The sequence below is a fragment of the Candidatus Binatia bacterium genome (genome assembly GCA_029248525.1).
Classification (GTDB): Bacteria; Desulfobacterota; Binatia; order UBA12015; family UBA12015; genus UBA12015.
In genome coordinates this window covers 660,325-676,734 of the sequence record JAQWJE010000049.1, presented here as the reverse complement: position 1 = coordinate 676,734, position 16,410 = coordinate 660,325, and the positions used below count along the sequence as shown (strand labels likewise).

Annotated in this window: 12 protein-coding genes; 3 read left to right on the top strand and 9 right to left on the bottom strand. The window is 60.8% G+C overall.

The window, feature by feature from the left end:
• Positions 1-48: 48 nt before the first annotated feature.
• Both P8K07_15515 and P8K07_15510 read left to right on the top strand, forming a co-directional pair.
• Positions 49-1,968: a sulfatase-like hydrolase/transferase gene (locus P8K07_15515; protein ID MDG1959932.1), complete on the top strand. Its 1,920-nt coding sequence runs from the start codon at positions 49-51 to the stop codon at positions 1,966-1,968.
• 170 nt (positions 1,969-2,138) lie between these two features.
• Positions 2,139-3,860 (top strand): amidohydrolase family protein, encoded by a 1,722-nt coding sequence (locus P8K07_15510; GenBank protein MDG1959931.1) that lies wholly within the window; start codon positions 2,139-2,141, stop codon positions 3,858-3,860.
• A gap of 38 nt (positions 3,861-3,898) precedes the next feature.
• Here the strand turns inward: P8K07_15510 and P8K07_15505 are convergent, their stop codons facing one another.
• The 9 genes from P8K07_15505 to P8K07_15465 form a co-directional block, all read right to left on the bottom strand.
• On the bottom strand, positions 3,899-5,272 hold the full coding sequence (locus P8K07_15505; protein MDG1959930.1) for an aldehyde dehydrogenase family protein: 1,374 nt from the start codon (positions 5,270-5,272) through the stop codon (positions 3,899-3,901).
• Between the two features lie 5 nt (positions 5,273-5,277).
• Positions 5,278-6,051 (bottom strand): glucose 1-dehydrogenase, encoded by a 774-nt coding sequence (locus tag P8K07_15500; protein ID MDG1959929.1) that lies wholly within the window; start codon positions 6,049-6,051, stop codon positions 5,278-5,280.
• Between the two features lie 58 nt (positions 6,052-6,109).
• Positions 6,110-6,919, bottom strand: a complete 810-nt coding sequence (locus P8K07_15495; protein ID MDG1959928.1) for a Stf0 family sulfotransferase — start codon at positions 6,917-6,919, stop codon at positions 6,110-6,112.
• A gap of 4 nt (positions 6,920-6,923) precedes the next feature.
• Positions 6,924-8,288 (bottom strand): glutamine synthetase family protein, encoded by a 1,365-nt coding sequence (locus P8K07_15490; protein ID MDG1959927.1) that lies wholly within the window; start codon positions 8,286-8,288, stop codon positions 6,924-6,926.
• A gap of 40 nt (positions 8,289-8,328) precedes the next feature.
• A complete protein-coding gene (purM, locus tag P8K07_15485) occupies positions 8,329-9,432 on the bottom strand; it encodes a phosphoribosylformylglycinamidine cyclo-ligase (protein ID MDG1959926.1) in 1,104 nt (367 codons plus the stop codon).
• Positions 9,429-11,708, bottom strand: a complete 2,280-nt coding sequence (locus tag P8K07_15480) for a CoA transferase (protein MDG1959925.1) — start codon at positions 11,706-11,708, stop codon at positions 9,429-9,431. Before P8K07_15480 ends, purM begins: the two co-directional genes overlap by 4 nt.
• 44 nt (positions 11,709-11,752) lie before the next feature.
• On the bottom strand, positions 11,753-12,952 hold the full coding sequence (locus tag P8K07_15475; GenBank protein MDG1959924.1) for a thiolase family protein: 1,200 nt from the start codon (positions 12,950-12,952) through the stop codon (positions 11,753-11,755).
• The gene (locus P8K07_15470; protein MDG1959923.1) at positions 12,952-13,302 is read right to left on the bottom strand and encodes an OB-fold domain-containing protein; all 351 of its coding nucleotides are present in this window, start codon (positions 13,300-13,302) and stop codon (positions 12,952-12,954) included. Before P8K07_15470 ends, P8K07_15475 begins: the two co-directional genes overlap by 1 nt.
• Positions 13,303-13,467: 165 nt before the next feature.
• Complete coding sequence (locus P8K07_15465) at positions 13,468-14,127, bottom strand: hypothetical protein (protein ID MDG1959922.1); 660 nt, start codon at positions 14,125-14,127, stop codon at positions 13,468-13,470.
• A 68-nt stretch (positions 14,128-14,195) separates the two neighbouring features.
• Here P8K07_15465 and P8K07_15460 point away from each other — a divergent pair, with 68 nt between their 5' ends.
• Positions 14,196-16,322, top strand: coding sequence for an exonuclease domain-containing protein (locus P8K07_15460; protein ID MDG1959921.1), 2,127 nt, complete (start codon positions 14,196-14,198; stop codon positions 16,320-16,322).
• Positions 16,323-16,410: the final 88 nt, after the last annotated feature.

Sequence of the window (16,410 nt, the reverse complement as noted above, 5' to 3'; positions counted from 1 at the left end):
AAACTAAGAGCCTTTACGGCGCCTTTTGCTTTCCGGTAAGGTGACTTGATGCGTTGTCTTGGTTGGATCCTGTGTGCATTTGGCCTTCTCTGCGTCCCCGCCTTGGCGCAGGCCGCCAAGCCGCAAGAGAACCCGAATATTATTCTGATCATCTCGGATGATCACGGGTGGCCCTACTATGGCTTCATGCAGCGATATCTCCGCGAACGTTTGAACCGCGGTGAATTCCGGATCGACCCGACTCGCTTCAGGGAAGGTTACGACCATCCCGAAATCGTGATCCCCGAGGACATCGTCTCCTCAAGTCCCACACAGGATTGCGGCGTCGACCAACCCGGTTGTCAGCCCTGCAGGGACGGTGACTGCACCCCGCCAATCCATCGAATTCTCACGCCTTCGATCGATCGCCTCGCCGAAGACGGTTCCTATTTCCCGGCAGCCCACACGGGGGCCGTTGTCTGCAAACCTTCCATGGCCAGCATCCTCACAGGACTCCATAATGGCGATTACCAGTCCGTTCGCGGCAAGATCCTCACCCCGACACTGCCGGAATGGTTACCCGGGTTTTCTGAAGAGCAAGGTATTCGAGACCCGACCACCTATCTGACCATGGCCGGCGGGAAATGGGCCTACGGGAAAACATTTGTGGATCGACGCTTCCGTCGCAAAAAACCTTTTGATCGGGATTATCCCAGGGGAAATCCCGAAGCGGCCACGCGAAACCGAGAGATCCTCAGTCCCCGCCGCGGGGCCGACGGCATACCCTTTGAGCGAGCGATGGACTTTATCGATTGCGCCACCTGTGCCGACGCCTCCAAGTGTATTCTCCCGGCCACAGAACGACGGGCCGACCCGGACAGTTCCCGCATGGCCCCCCGAGTCGATAGCTGCACTGCGCAACCATTCTTCCTGGTGATCGGTCCCTCGATACCTCACCAGAATATACGTTTGCCAAAATACTGTCCGATTTTCCCGCGGGATGAGGTGCAATGCGGGAAAGAGCCCTACAAAAGCCACAGCGCCTATTGTCATTATCGACCCGAACTCGATCGCAACGACGACGGCGTGTTGACCGGCGACGAGTATCTCGTATGTGAAGGACTGATTCCGGGATATCGACAGATCGCATCCAATATCGCCGCCGAAGGAGATCGTTTCCGAGAGGCTTCCGGACTCGATCGGAACGTCGCCTATCTATCCTGGATCAGCGTTCTCGACCGCGCGGTAGATGAACTTTACGTTCAGCTGGCAGCGCGCGGAGAACTTGAAAACACGATCATCATGCTGATCACGGACAACGGATTCAACACGGCCAACAACAGCAAAAAGCATTTCTCGGCTAACGGCATGCAGTCGCCGATTGTCATGTTCGATGGACGAAACCAAAATGCCGGCCAGAATTGCGGTCCCAATCTTCCGGGCTGCCAAAGTCGCTTCGCGCACGCTGTCGATCTCCTCGCAACCATGCGTGAGGTCTCGGGAACCGCGACTCAAACCTGCCCGCCACCAGGCGTCGATTGCGTAAACTGTTGCCCGGACTCACGCCCGGATCAGAAATCACGCTACGAGGGAATCACGCTCACAAATCGCGAGCCCCGCCCCTGCGATATCCCTGCCCACTTCAGTCCCAACGAAAAGCAGATATTCCGGCAATGTATGATCGGCCGAAAACATGGCTCCGGACAGACGACCAATCCGGGGAAGCAATGGTATCTGCTTGCCGAGGTCGAAGATCCATCGACCAGCACCGGCAATCACCTCTGCAAACTCTACCGTCGTGATTGCGCCGGCTTTCACGAGCTTTTTGATTTGAACAGCGACCCCAGCGAGCGAAACGAACTCTTTCACGAAGCAGATACGGTATGTGGCGCCGTTGCCCCGAAAATGAAAGAGATGCTGGCCCTGAGCATGGATCAAAAGGGCTGGAACGATTGTCTTGCGGGAGAAAAACACAACGCCCCTCTCTGACAATGGCTCCGAGCACCTCCTGCCAGAATGCGACAAGCACGAATCGTAGAGGTTTTTTCACGGGTAAACTGCTCCGAAACCGCCACCACCTTGACCACCCAAGCCTCGACGGACTAATGCTGGGATTCACCGAACTCGCCAGTTGCGGGTAAGCCGAGGACCGAGAGCGCATGGCAGACTTTGATACCCTTTTGAGGAATGGAACTATCGTGGACGGGACCGGAAGCCCACGACACCAGGCAGATATCGGTCTCCGCGACGGCCGGATCGCAGCTGTCGGTGATCTTTCTTCCAAAAGCAGCGATCGAGTGCTCGACATCCGCGGCCAGATCGTGGCCCCCGGCTTCATCGATATCCACACTCATTATGATGCTCAGGTTTTCTGGGATCCTACCCTCAGCCCGTCCTCCAACCACGGCGTGACCACAGTCGTCGGTGGGAACTGCGGATTCTCCATCGCGCCGCTCTCACCCGATGCCGGGGACTACCTTACCCGCATGCTCGCACGCGTCGAAGGAATGCCGCTGGAGTCGCTGCAGCAAGGCGTCCCCTGGAATTGGACGAGCTTTGCCGAGTATCTCGAGAGCTTCGAGGAAGACCTCGCTATCAATGCCGGCTTCATGGTCGGACATTCGGCCTTGCGACGCGTCGTCATGGGCGAGAAGGCCGTCGGCCATGAAGCCGATGAGCAGGAGATCGCGGCCATGGTCGAACTCCTCCATGAATCCCTGCGCGGCGGCGGGCTCGGCTTCTCCTCCTCCGTGGCGCCCACCCATAATGATGGAGACGGGCAGCCGGTTCCCTCGCGCCATGCTGCCCGTGAGGAATTGATCGCATTGGCAGGCGCGCTCCGGGAGCATGAGGGCACCAGCCTCGAATTCCTGCCCGGGGTGGGCCCCTTCCAACCTGCCGAGCAGGAAATGATGGCCGACCTCTCCTGCGCCTCCCAGCGCGCATTGAATTGGAACGTGCTGGTGGTGAACTCCTACCAGCCCGATCATCCCGCACACCAGTTGGGAGCCGCCGACTTTGCGGCAGAGCGTGGGGGTCGCGTGATCGCCCTGACGCTCCCTCAGGTCATGTCCCTCCGGCTCAACTTTGTCTCGGGGTTCATCTTCGATGCGCTGCCGGGCTTTGCCGAGATCATCGCACTCCCCCTGCCCGAGCGTATCGAGAAACTCGCCGACCCCGCGGTCCGCGCCGACCTCGCCGAACGTGCCGCCTCCCCCGATGCCGGAGCGATGGGGTTTTTCGCCAACTGGGGGATCTACCGAATCGATGAGGCCTTCAGTAGCGCAACAAAAGCCCATGAGGGCCGTACGGTCGCCGAGATCGCGCAGGCAGAGAACAAGACGACCTTCGATGCGATGCTCGACATCGCGGTGGCCGACAAACTCAAGACCTCATTCAAACCCGATATGCCGGGGGATGACGAGCAAAGCTGGAACCTGCGCGCCAAAGTCTGGCAGGACGAACGCACCGTCATCGGAGCCTCCGACGCAGGCGCGCATCTGGATATGATCGACACCTTTGCGGTATCGACCATGCTTCTGGGGCCCGGGGTCCGCGAGAAAAAACTTCTCTCGCTCGAAGAAGCCGTCCACCAACTCACCGACATTCCCGGGCGACTCTATGGCTTCACGGACCGCGGCAGGATCGCCGAAGGCTGGCATGCTGACCTCGTCATATTCGACGAAAACACAATCGGCGCCGGGCCCGTTCATACACGAGAGGACTTGCCTGGCGGTGCAGCCAGGCTCTATGCCGAGGCTGAAGGGATCTCCCGCGTCATCGTTGCCGGGGTGGACATCCTCGTCGACGGGGAGCCTACCGGCGCCACGCCGGGACAGGTGATGCGATCGGGAATCGATACCGCAGGCACTGCCCTATAGTTGCCGCCCGCCGCCCCGAAACCATTCCCGGCAAAGTTTCACCGGCGGAAGTGCAAGGACTTCCGTCGTGTCAGTGCATGAAAACCATATTTCGAGAGCGTCGACCCTTTGCCGCTATCTCCAACGCCCGTCCAGGGAAGAGCCGGCTCCAGATAGTCACATCGATTCTGAAATACGGTGCCGGTGATCAGGTCGGCGGCCAAAGCATCGACCCTCTCGGAATCCGCGCTCCAGACGCTCGCAGTCAGCCCGAACGCGCTATCGTTCATGCAGGCAAGCGCTTCCTGATCCGAATCGACCGACAGAACGGGTAGCAAGGGACCAAAGCTCTCTTCCTGCATGACGCGAGCATCGTTGGGCACACCGTCGAGAAGCGTCGGCGGGTAGAATCGTGGATGGTCCCCAAGACTCTGCCCCCCGGTCACGACCCGTGCCCCTCGCGACACAGCCTCGTCGACTTGCTCCTGAAGAAACGCGGGCGCTGAGGCACTGGCGAGGGGGCCGATCGTGGTTTCCGGATCGAGCGGATCCCCCGCACGATAGGCGTCGAGCAGAGCCTGAGCCCCCTCGAGAAATTCGGCGTGTCGCGAGCGATGCACATAGACCCGCTCCACCGCGCAGCAGGACTGTCCCGCATTATAGCAAGCCCCATCCACGACCCCGGCGATGGCCTGCGACAGATCTGCATCCTCCGCGATATAGGCAGGGTCCTTGCCACCTAATTCAAGCCCGGCATCAATGAATCGCTCCCCGACCGCTCGGTGGATCTCGCGACCGCCCTCGACGGATCCGGTAAAGGCTACGTGAGCTATCCGCCGATCCCCGATCAAATTCGTCGACTGGTCATGGCGCAGAACCAGGTCCTGCACCAGATCAGGAACATCCAGATCCCCAAATGCATCGGCCAAAGCACGCGCGCAGAGAGGGGTTCGCGCGCTATGCTTCAGGAGCACCGTATTGCCGGCGAGCAGTGCCGGCGCAATAACATTGATCGGAATCAGAAGCGGATAATTCCAGGCGGCCAGATCAAAAACGACCCCTAATGGGTCATGCGCAATCCGATAATCAAACCCCTCGGGTGCTTCGAGAATGTCCGTTGCCAAAGCTACAGGAGCATCGATAATCGATTGTCTCGCCCGCGCGATACAGGTCGCATGCTCACCTTCGGACTGAGCCAGCGGCTTGCCCATTTGCTGGGTAATGCTCAAGGCGATCTCGTCTCCAGCAGCGGAGAAGCGTGCCAATCCCTCTTCGACTTGAGCGATCCGATCCGCCAGCGGCACTTTGCGCCAGTGCGCGAATGCAGCCGCAGATGCGGAAACTTTCTTCTCCAGAGAAGCCTCGTCATCGTAGGGCAACTCCGCGACCAGTTGGTCATTCCAGGGATTTCGAACGCAAAGCCTATCACTCATCAATTTCACTCCGGTGTCACATAGGCGGCGGTGATGCCGCCGTCGACCATGAAATTCGTACCCGTGACATAAGAGGACTCTTCGCTCGCGAGATAGAGCGCCGCTTGCGCCATCTCGGCCGCTTCGCCAAAACGCCCCATCGGAACATGCACCAGACGACGCTGTTTTTTGGCTTCTGTATCGAGAAACTTCATGAGCAATTCGGTACGCAGGGGGCCGGGGCACAGCGCGTTGACCCGAATTCCCTCGCGAGCATGAATCACCGATAGTTCCCGCGACATCGCCAGGACCGCCCCCTTGGAAGCCGTATAGGCCACTTGCGGTGTCGCCGCACCCAAAAGTGCGACAAAGGAAGCCGTATTGATAATCGACCCTCCGCCCGATCGACGGATGGCCGGAATTCCGTATTTGCAGCCAAAGAACACTCCTTTGACATTAATCGCCATCGTACGATCAAAAACCGCTTCTTCCGTCACTTCGGCATTATCATCTGCCGAGTCCATGATGCCGGCGTTATTGAAGACGATATGCAACTTGCCGAACTCCGACTCCGCGCGCGCGATCATCGCCTCGCAATCGGCAGCACGCGAGACGTCCGCCTTATGAGAGACGGCCTGGCCGCCGCCCGTAACAATCTCGGATACGGTTTTTTCGGCATTCGCGGCATCGAGGTCGACGCAGACGACCTGGGCCCCTTCGCGAGCAAAAAGCAATGCCGTTTCCCGGCCGATCCCGGCTGCGGCTCCTGTAATCAAAGCAACTCGATTTTCCAAACGCATGGGCGGCAAATACCACAGAAAACCCGTTTCGTCCCGCACCCGGAAGGCTCTGCTTTATTCAGGACTCGCTTCGAAAGCGCTCGATCCATCGTTGGTTGATGTCATCAGATTGTCGTTCGAGATCCGGATCGGGCAGAGCAATTTCGGCAGCACCCTCCACGCCCAGAAAATCGAGGACATTCCTTAAACTCTGTTCGCGATCTTCGCTCAGATCCTCATAGCGCAAACGCAGTGGTTCGATCTCGTGAGCACTGAAGAAAGTCTCCCACGCCGCTTCCTGCACATCGACCAACTCGATCAGGCGCTGAATTTGACGGCGACGATAAACCACAGGCAGCCCAAATTTCTGATGGGACGCCCAGCGACCGCTCTGCAGCGCGCGCGCCCAGGACACAGCTTGCGCGACACGATCCTCGCGACGAAGAAAAATCCATTGGCGAGGCGATACAACCTCGTCGAAAGCAGCCTTTCCCGGTCCAAAAAGTTGGTCGAAGTGATGGCGATGAAGCTTGATCCCGAACAGACCTCCCGCACTCGTGCGGCGCTCTCGAATCCGTTCCAGATATCGACGTAATTCCTCCGGTGTCCAACGACGGAGCCTGAGCAATCCGACGGCGGGACCGCGCAGGCAACCACAGATAAATCGCTGCCAGGCAGATTCCCCCAGCCGGATCTCCCAATCGCGCATCTGCATCGGGTTGAGATATTCCTTGGGGGCGCCCACGCGCCCAAGATCCCACAGGAGTCGACACAACAAGGTGCTGCCCGTCCGTGGCGTGGAGGCCACCACATAATTACGTTGGGCCTCCGTCGACAAAGGCAGATCGAATGCCTCGCCGTTGCGTGGGTCGAGTAGAGAGAAGTTCACGAACTCAGATACGCTCGAAGTAGCGACGACGCTCCCAGTCGCTTACCGCTGCATGGTGGGCACGCAGCTCTTCGCGGAAGAAATGCGTATAGTGGTCCACCACGTCCGCCCCGAGCACTTCCCGGACAAACGCACTCCCTGCAAACAGGTCTGTCGCTTCCCCGAGACTCATCGGCACCTCAGGAAGTTCGTCGGCCTGATAGACATCCCCGGAAAAATTCGGCTCCGGAACAAGTCCTCGGCGCACACCGTCCAGGCCGGAGGCAATCGCCGCGGCATAGGCCAGATAGGGATTCACGTCCGCTCCCGGAATCCGGCACTCGACGCGTAACGACTGATCTCGACCGACCACCCGAAACCCGGCTGTGCGGTTATCCTGACTCCAGGCGAGACGGGTCGGCGCCCAGGATCCGGGCTGGTAGCGCTTGTAGGAGTTCACCGTGGGCGCATAAAGCGCCATCATTTCGGGGGCGTGTGCCTGCCAACCCGCCAGAAAGGACCCGAAGGTACTCGAACCTCGCACCGGACCAAAAGACTCCGTTCCGGCAAAGGCGTTCTTGCCGTCCTTCCACAGGCTCATATGAATATGACAGCTCGAACCTGCCCGATCTTCAGCGAACTTCGCCATGAAGGTGACACTCATCGGCGGATCAAGCTGATCCGCGATCTCGCGCACGCACTGCTTGAGAATCACGTGGCGATCCGCCATCGCCAGAGCCTCCGCATAACGAACATTCAGTTCATGCTGGCCCAGCCCCCACTCGCCCTTGGTCGTTTCAACGGGCACTTCCGACAGTCGGAGGTGGCGGCGGGCAGCGGCGTTGAGTTTCTCCACCCGAGAACCTTGAAACGTATGGTAGTCCTCGAGGTACCAACCCGCGGGCTTCAGGTCCTGAAAGTTTTTCTCCATGGCGGCTCGGTAGCTGTTTTCGAAGATATAATACTCCAGTTCGGACGCCGCCATGACATCAAAACCGAGTTCCTGAGCCGCGGCCAGTTGCCGGCGGAGAATCGATCGCGGTGCTTGTGCGACCAATGCGTGATCCCCATCAGCCTGCACATCGCATAAAATCAACGCCGTGCGCGAAAGCCACGAAGCCAGACGCATCGTCGAGAAATCAGGGGATAAGTGGAAATCGCCGTACCCACTCTCCCAATTAGCGATCTTGTACCCGGGGACCGGCTCCATCTCCATGTCCGCCGTCAGTAGATAGTCGCACCCATGCGTCCCGTCTCGGGCGACCTCTTCGAGAAAAAACTCCGCATCGCAACGCTTGCCCATGAGACGTCCGTATAGATCCGTAAATCCCACGATGACCGTATCGACTTCTCCGGCTTGTACGAGCTTTTCGAGTTCTGACAGTTCCATCTTTTCTCCCTGCGTATTTCGGCCTCGGCTGGCCCTTGATTCAGACCGCTCGAAACTCCTTACCGGATCCGACCAGATGGTGCTGCGGCAGTGATAAACCGCTGCAATCGTCACGAACCGCCCGACCGAGAACCATGGGCTCTGACCCAGCCTCCCGAAGAATCTCGACCGTGCGACCCGCTTGCGCCTCGCTGACCACAAAGGTGAAGCCGATACCCATATTGAAGGTGAGATACATCTCCGCCGGAGCCAAGCCACCGCGACTCGCGACCAGTTGCATCACGGCGGGGGGATCCGGAAGACTCTCGAGCACAAAACCAACAGCCTCGCTTTGGATCCGAAGGAGGTTCAGCAAACCATCGCCGGCAATATGCGCCATGGCCTTGATCGGCACCCCTGCGTCCAGCACGCTCATCACCTCACGGACATAGACCCGGGCCGGCGTGAGTAATTCTTCGCCAATGGACGAGCCGCCGAGTTCGTCGGGTCGCTCCGCATAGTCCTCAGCGCCATAGCCGGTCGCAAGAACCTTACGTGCCAGTGTATATCCATTGGCATGAAGGCCGGAGGAGGGCAGACCGATTACCAGGTCTCCCGGTTGAACATCCTCGCCCACAACCAAACGGTCCATTGGCACGATGCCCACAGCTGTTCCGACCAGATCAACTCCGGCCCGACCATCCGGGGGGTGCGTCGCGAGTAACTCGCGCACTTGAGCAATCTCGCCACCGGGAACACTGATCCGTGCCTGACGTGCGCCCTCGACAAGTCCAATCGCCAACTGCTCCAGGAGGTCGGCATCCGCATCCGGCACCGCGACCGAATCCACCATCGCAATGGGTTCTGCACCGACGCAGAGGAGATCGTTCACATTGGTCGCGATCAGGTCGATGCCAACCGTGTCGTACTTCTGCAGTGCGTGCGCGACCAACAACTTGGTTCCGACCCCCCCGGTGCCGATGGCCAGGCCCTGACCGGTCCCGAGGTCCAGAACATTGGCAAAGAGACCGTTGGGTAATACCGGCTTGCCACGACGAGGAAAACTGCTGGTCTCGGCCAAGCGTCCCACCAGGTTACCCAGACCGCCAGCGAGCGCTGCAACATCCACACCCGCCTGAGCATAACTTCTGACTTCGTTGCTCAAGCCATGACCCCCTCTGCACGCAGGCTCTCGATCTCTTCGGTGCTCATCTGTAAAATTTCTGCGAGAACCATCTCTCCCTGCTCCCCCCGCAACGGGCCCGGCTGCCGCACGGCGCCCGAGGTCCGCTTTGCGAGAAAGGGAATCGCGTCAAAGATCTCGGTTTCTCCTTCGGGAGTATCTATCCTCGGGAAATAGCCCCTTGCAAGGAGCTGCTCGTCCGACTGGAGATCATCGGCATCGGCAACCAATGCCGCCGGGATACCGGCTCCCTGCAAACGGTCTTCCACCGCGGTCGCCAGCTGCGACGCGACCCATGCAGCTACGCGATCCCCGAGGGCGGACCCCGCCTCAAGGCGCCCCGCCAGAGACCGTAGCTCGTCGGCTGATGCCCAGCGAAGCCCGTCGCTCTCCAGAATCCGCGCGAACCGGTCCCAATGCCCATCCGTGAGAATGGCAATCGCAAGCCAACGATCCGCGGCTCCACCATCAGCGCGCGCCTCATCGCGGGCACGGTAGACCCCATGCGGCCAGGCCGCACCCTCCTGACTTTGATTGCCCGGGGGGGCGAGCGGATGCCCGGCGAGCAGCTCACAGACCCCCGGGCCGAGCAAGCTGATCAAATTTCCGTACTGGCCGACATCGACCAATTGGCCCATTCCGGTCGAAGCTCGGCACTCGAGTGCAGCCAGACTTCCCACAGCCCCCATCAGCCCACCGACCATATCCGACCATGAATAGCCCCAACCGGCGGGGGGACCATCCGGGTGTCGCATCAAATGCGGTAATCCCGCCATCGCCTGCAAGGTAGGCCCGTAACTGACACGATCACGTTCCGGTCCACTCAAGCCGAAGCCGGATAGCCGGACCTGAATGATATCCGAGCGCAACTGACAAAGAGACGGATAATCCAGACCCCAGTTCTGCATCACGCGCGCGGAGAAATTATCGATGACCAAATCCGCTCGAGCCGCAAGACGACGGGCGATCTCCTGCCCCCGGGGCAAATTCATATTCAGCCCGAGGCTCTGCTTGCCACGGTTCAGGTTGCCGGTCAGACCCCCTCGACGAGTCCCAAAATCCGCTGACTGTAAATGTTCGACCTTGATCACCGTCGCCCCATGATCGGCCAGAATGCGCGTTGTCACCGGACCCGCCACCACCCACGTGAAGTCGAGAACCACGCAACCGGCAAGCGGAAGTTCGCACGGTCCCGCAGCCGGCAAATCGCACGAAGCTGACGACCAGGGTGCCGCCGCGCGCGAAGCAACCTTGCTTCGGTAGGGCGTCCGGGAGAAAACCAGCGGAGGGCCGGGCAAGGCCAGATCCCCGACACGATCCCCGGGGAATCCTCGTGCCGCCAACTGGGGATCATCCGCCAAACGCTCGGGCTTGCGAATTTCCGCGAAGGTCAACCGACGCAACTGCCCCTCTTGTTCAATTTGACCGGCGGATTTATGCGCCGCCCATTGGTCCAGGCGATCGAAGATTTCGTCACATCGCTCCCGGCGGATATCGATCTCTTCCAAATCGGCTTCAAGCAGCTCGGGTTGATTGGACTCTTCATGGACCCAGAGCGCGAGAGTTTGCCAATCGCCTGCGGTTGTCTGCAGAATCCAGCCATCCTCGGCGGGTCCGCCGCGAAATACGCGACTCCAATGCAGGGTCCCCTGCCGGCGTGGAATAGCCCGACCCTGCCGGCGCAATCCGGTCACATGCTCCACGGCTGCGGCTGCAGCCGCCTGCACCGAAAGGTCGATCCAGTCGCCGCGGCCCGTGTGTCGGCGCGCAGAAAGCGCCAGGAGACTCGCGAGGACGCCCCAGATACCGGCTGCGTGGTAGGCTTGAAGCCCGAAGGGCTGCAGGGGCGCGCTTCCCGGATGGCCATTCACAAAAACCATTCCCGCGCGTGAAGCGCAGACCAGATCGGAGCCCACCCAATCCTGACGCGGCCCCGAGGCACCAAATGGGGTGCAGTGGAGAATGATGGCTCGCGGCCATCGCTCGGCCAGGGCTTGAGAAGCCTCGAGGTCGAGCCCCTCCTCGATCAGAATATCTGCTGGAGCTTCGTCCCCGGAGAGCCAGAAGTCTTCATCCTCGCGAACCTCCTTCTTGCCGCTTTCGTAATAAAGCCGCCCCGCGATCCCCAACGAGGCCTCCGTAGCCGCGATCAGCGTCGAGGGGCGCAGGACCTCCGCGCCCAGACCCGCCAGCAACCGACCCAGGTAGCGCCCGGACGGTCCACCCAAATCGAGCACACGAATTCCGGAGAGGGCCATGACGCTTTTCTAAACCAAGTGAGACGAAAGCGCAGCTAAAAAGATCAATCCCGAGAGACCAGCAGACACCCACAGGTGTTTCCGCCCCCTGCGGCTGCGACCGCCACTCGGGGATCGCCGGCAACCTGACGCGCCCCGCCGTCGCCGCGCAACTGCACCACGGCCTCGTGGAGAAAGCCGTATCCATGCAGGCGCCCGGCCGAAAGTTGACCGCCATGGGTATTCATGGGCAATTCTCCGGTTGGCGCAATGCGTTCCCCGCCGGCAAGGAAAGGTCCACCTTCGCCGACCTCGCAAAAACCTAGAGCCTCCAGCCACGACAATGCAAGAAAGCTGAAGCCATCATAGATTTGGGCGATATCCACATCCGACGGCTTCAGATCCGTCCTTGACCAAAGGTGCGCCGCCGCATCGCGGTTCGCCATCGTCGTCAAATCATCAAACTGATCCCACGATGGTCGCCCGTGCAAAGCGGTGCCAACGGCCTCCACCCGCACTGGAGGATGCCGCAAATCACTGGCCCGCTCGTCCCGCGACACAATAAACGCGGTCGCGCCGTCGCAGGGCACGTCGCAATCCAGAAGACAGAAGGGCCACGAGATCATGCGCGCAGCCATATAATCGTCCAGTGAAAGCGGTTCGCGATAAATCGCCTGTGGGTTGCGCGCCGCGTTGCGCCGACCATTGATCGCGATCGCGGCCAACTGCTCGCGCGTTGTGCCGAACTCGTGAAAATGGCGTGCGGCAAACATGGCAATCCAGATTGCCGCCGACGGTGCGGCAAACGGAAGAGTCCACTGCAGAGATCCGGAAGCACGAAAAGCCGCACTGCCTCCACCAATGGGGGCTCGGCCACCGCCCTTCTGTGCGGATCCCTCCCAGACACTTCGGAAGCAGAGAACGTGATTCGCCAACCCCGCACCCACCGCGAGGCATGCCTTGATCACCGAGCCCAATTGCCCGGACGTTTCGACACCCGAATCAAACCAGTCAAGTTCCAAGCGCATCGCATCCTGAACCTCGGTTGCGTTGGCTCCATTGAATCCGGGCCCACCGTCGAGCATTCCGGGATACGTCGACAGACCGTCGATATCCGAGGGCTGCAATCCGGCATCCGCGATAGCTGCCCGACAGGCATCGATGGTCAATTCGAGCGGATCGCGGAACAAGCGGCGGCCAATTTCGGATTGACCAATACCCGTAATGCAGGATCGTTTCTCCAATCGCTCGGAAGCCGCCCCCATCAGACAAGCTCCTCAGCCGGCATAAAAAGCGGAATCCAGATATCGCCGTCCGGATCCGGGTGATGCTCGAAGACGACCTGTACCGGCATGCCGATGCGGACATCCTCCGGGCGGCATCCGACGATATTCGTCGTCAGTCGCACCCGCGGGTCTTCGTCAATTGCGATAATTGCGACGACGTAGGGAAGGTCCGGGCCGGGCATCCAGGCCTGATAGTTGGTGGTGAAGGTCAGAATCGTTGCGCGACCCGAGACCGCCTCGGGGTTGACCTCATGCGATCCGCACGAGGGACAGACCGGAACGGGGGGATGCAGCCGCATGCCGCAGGGTCCGCAGCGGTGAAATCTCAACTCGCCCTGCTCTCCTCCTTGCCAGAAGGAGGCCGTCCGATCACTTAGTTCCGGCAGCACACGAAAGGGCACCGAGGTTGCGGTCATAGAAAACTCCCGAACTCCACGCAGGTGGCTGCCATCACGCACCCAGCCTCGCAGCCTCGAAGCCGATCGTCAAAGACCCTAGGAATCGGATCGCTTCCGCCGCCTTTCCCGGATCTCGTCAGCAACCGCCTTGAGCATGGCCATCCCGTCGGTGGCCGAGACGGCAGGCTCGGAGACGAGCGTCTCAGGCGCTGCTCGCGGGCGATTGGTGGATCGGCGACGGCCGCGCTGCACTGCCAACGCCGTATCCTGCGTGATGATCCGATAGAGGCTCGATTCTCGTCGATAAAACCCTCGCGAGTGATGGGACTGAGGCAGATCGAAAAGCTCCATATCGAGATGATGCCCAACCTCATGCAGAAGTGTCCGGAGGAAGGTCCTTGGCGCCACCACCTCGCCTCGCTTCGCGGTTCGCATCCAGACCGTGATATGAGCCACGCCACCCTCCTCGCAGGGCTCATAAAGTCCATGCAGCTCGCCACGGTCATTATGCGGGCGCCCGCTGGCAATGCGCACCACCGCTCGGCCCGTCTTCAAGGCGCGGCAAATTCCGCGCACCAGAACGTTCGAAACACGCTGCACCTCCTCGGCATCCCCAGCCCCGAGAGCTTCACTCAAAGTCGTAATCACCCTCGAGTAGCCCTCGTGTGGAGGCAGGGGAACCTCCGTGATGGCATTGCTTCGCTCGTACTCCCGGCGCTCTTCGGCCGGCAAACGCTTCCACCAATCGCTCCCCATAGGTAGAGTTCTCGCAAACTTGCCGGTGAAGAGGCAAGATCCGGGACAGAAAAGGAACTCATCGCTCTATGCCACGCGCCAGTCGACTCACGCCCCTGCGGGAAATCCATGCCGTGATCCTCGATACGGAAACGACCGGGCTCGACGTGACGCACGACCGCCTGATCCAGATCGGCGCGACCCGCTTTCAAGAGGGAAAGTGCCTCGAAAGCGAAACTTTTTCGGTGCGGATCGACCCCCGGCAGCCAATTGTCGAGGCTGCCACGGCCATACATGGAATCACCGATGCGATGGTCCGTGGGGCTCCCTCATTCGAGGAAATTCGAGACGAATTCCTCGAATGGATCGGGGATGATATTATCGTGGGTCAAAGTATCGGATTCGATCTGGCCATTCTGGTCCGGGAGATGCGCAACTCCGGCATCGAATGGCGGCCGCCCCGCTGCCTGGACACAAAACTGCTCGCCGCCGCGCTGGACGGATCCGACGCCGAATCCACTCTCGATGCTCTCGCCGCCCGCTTCGAGATACCGCTGGTCGATCGACATCAGGCTCTTGGTGACGCTCTGATGACCGGCGAGATCTTCCGCCATCTGCTTCCGGAGCTGGAGAACGCGGGCATCCGCACCATCGCGGATGCCGAAACTCGCATGGGCGGACAAATGCGGATTCGAAACCGTCAAGGAGACGAGGGCTGGTATGACAGAACCGCCCTGCCGCCACCCGATCCATGGCAAAGCGGACGCGATCGAGCACCGCTCGCCCGGCTCGATCGTTTTCTCTACCGCCACCGCGTGCGAGATGCGATGGCACCCAGTGTGGGACTGCTCCTGCCCCGACAAACGCTGGCGGATGCCATCCGCCAGATGGATGAGTCTCATTTAGGCGCGGCGATCGCCGGCGACGACGAACGGGGCCGGGCCGACGGCATTGTCACCGAACGCGACGTCATCGCCCTGCTCGCACGAGAAGGTGCCGCAGCTCTCGACCGACGCATCGAAGAGATCATGACCTCCCCGGTCGCCTCGATTTCGACCGAAGCTTTTCTCTACCGTGCGGTCGCCCGAATGCGCGGGTTGGGCGTCCGACGCCTGCTCGCGGTCGATGCCGCCGGTCGAACCGTAGGCCTCTTGCAACAACGAGATCTTCTCGGTGATCCCGGCACCGACGCGGTGGCGCTCGGAGAGAACCTTGCCGAAGCCAGCACCCCCCGCGCCTTGGGTGATGTGCGGCGCGGCCTGCCCGAACTGGTCCGTCGCCTGGTGCAGGATGGCGTCGACCCGCACGAGACCATCGCGGTCGTCGACATAGAAATGCGCGAGGTTCTGGCGCGCGCAGCCCGCTTTGCCGAACAGCGAATGGCTGCCGAGGGACTGGAACGCGCGCCCGTCCCATGGGCCGTTCTCTCCCTCGGTGCCGGCGGACGAGGCGAAGGTCTTCTCGCGCCCGAGCGTCATCACGCAATCGTCTACGAAGGTAATGAAAACGAGGAATCGATAGACGGCTGGTTTGAGCGTCTGGGGCGGCATTTATCCGATGTCCTCGACGAGATCGGCATCCCCGACATCCACCCCTCGCTCGGAGCAAGGCATGCAACCTGGCGGCGCAGCTATGCCGGTTGGCTCGCCGCGGTAGACCGTTGGGCACTCGGGAATCAGGCCCCGCATCCCAAGGCCATCGGCAGCTTTTTCGATGCGCGTCTGGTCGTCGGCGATGAGGATCTGGCAACCGACCTGATGCAAAAAGTGCGCGACTGCGGCGCAGAATCTCCGGCCATTCTGGCGACGCTTCTCAAGGCGGCCCAACCCAGCAGTCGCAAGGCCGAGACCATCGACCTCGAGGCCGAGGGCGAAACCGTCATTGCCGCTACCGCGCGACTGCTGGCAATCGTTCACCGGGTCGAGGAACTCTCGACCCCGCAGCGCCTCGCCGAAACCTGTGCCCGGCAGATGTTGTCCGGAAAGATCCGCGACGAAATCACCGAACTTCACGGACGTTTTCTCGGCTGGATCGTCGGCAGCGCCGACAAGGATGTGCTGGAAGGACGCACTCCGGGTCCGGTGCTCAGGCGCGCCGCCCTCTCCGCGCAAGGTCTGGCGGAACTCGAAGACGGACTCCTCCGCGCCGCGCGACTCCCGGATCTGGCGTTGAGCCTGCTCGACCCGGATCTGGCCAGAACGATCCGAGAGGCCTGAAAAAAGGGCGCGGGATATTTCCCGCGCCCTCGATCTTCAGCCTGGATTTGTCTGAACCCCGCACGCCCTTCCCGGAAGGCTCAGGGCA

Coding starts and splice junctions, on each gene's coding strand:
- P8K07_15515 (MDG1959932.1), top strand. CDS start 49: ATGCGTTGTCTTGGTTGGATCCTGTGTGCATTTGGCCTTCTCTGCGTC.
- P8K07_15510 (MDG1959931.1), top strand. CDS start 2,139: ATGGCAGACTTTGATACCCTTTTGAGGAATGGAACTATCGTGGACGGG.
- P8K07_15505 (MDG1959930.1), bottom strand. CDS start 5,272: ATGAGTGATAGGCTTTGCGTTCGAAATCCCTGGAATGACCAACTGGTC.
- P8K07_15500 (MDG1959929.1), bottom strand. CDS start 6,051: ATGCGTTTGGAAAATCGAGTTGCTTTGATTACAGGAGCCGCAGCCGGG.
- P8K07_15490 (MDG1959927.1), bottom strand. CDS start 8,288: ATGGAACTGTCAGAACTCGAAAAGCTCGTACAAGCCGGAGAAGTCGAT.
- P8K07_15480 (MDG1959925.1), bottom strand. CDS start 11,708: ATGGCCCTCTCCGGAATTCGTGTGCTCGATTTGGGTGGACCGTCCGGG.
- P8K07_15475 (MDG1959924.1), bottom strand. CDS start 12,952: ATGGGGGCGGCTTCCGAGCGATTGGAGAAACGATCCTGCATTACGGGT.
- P8K07_15465 (MDG1959922.1), bottom strand. CDS start 14,127: ATGGGGAGCGATTGGTGGAAGCGTTTGCCGGCCGAAGAGCGCCGGGAG.
- P8K07_15460 (MDG1959921.1), top strand. CDS start 14,196: ATGCCACGCGCCAGTCGACTCACGCCCCTGCGGGAAATCCATGCCGTG.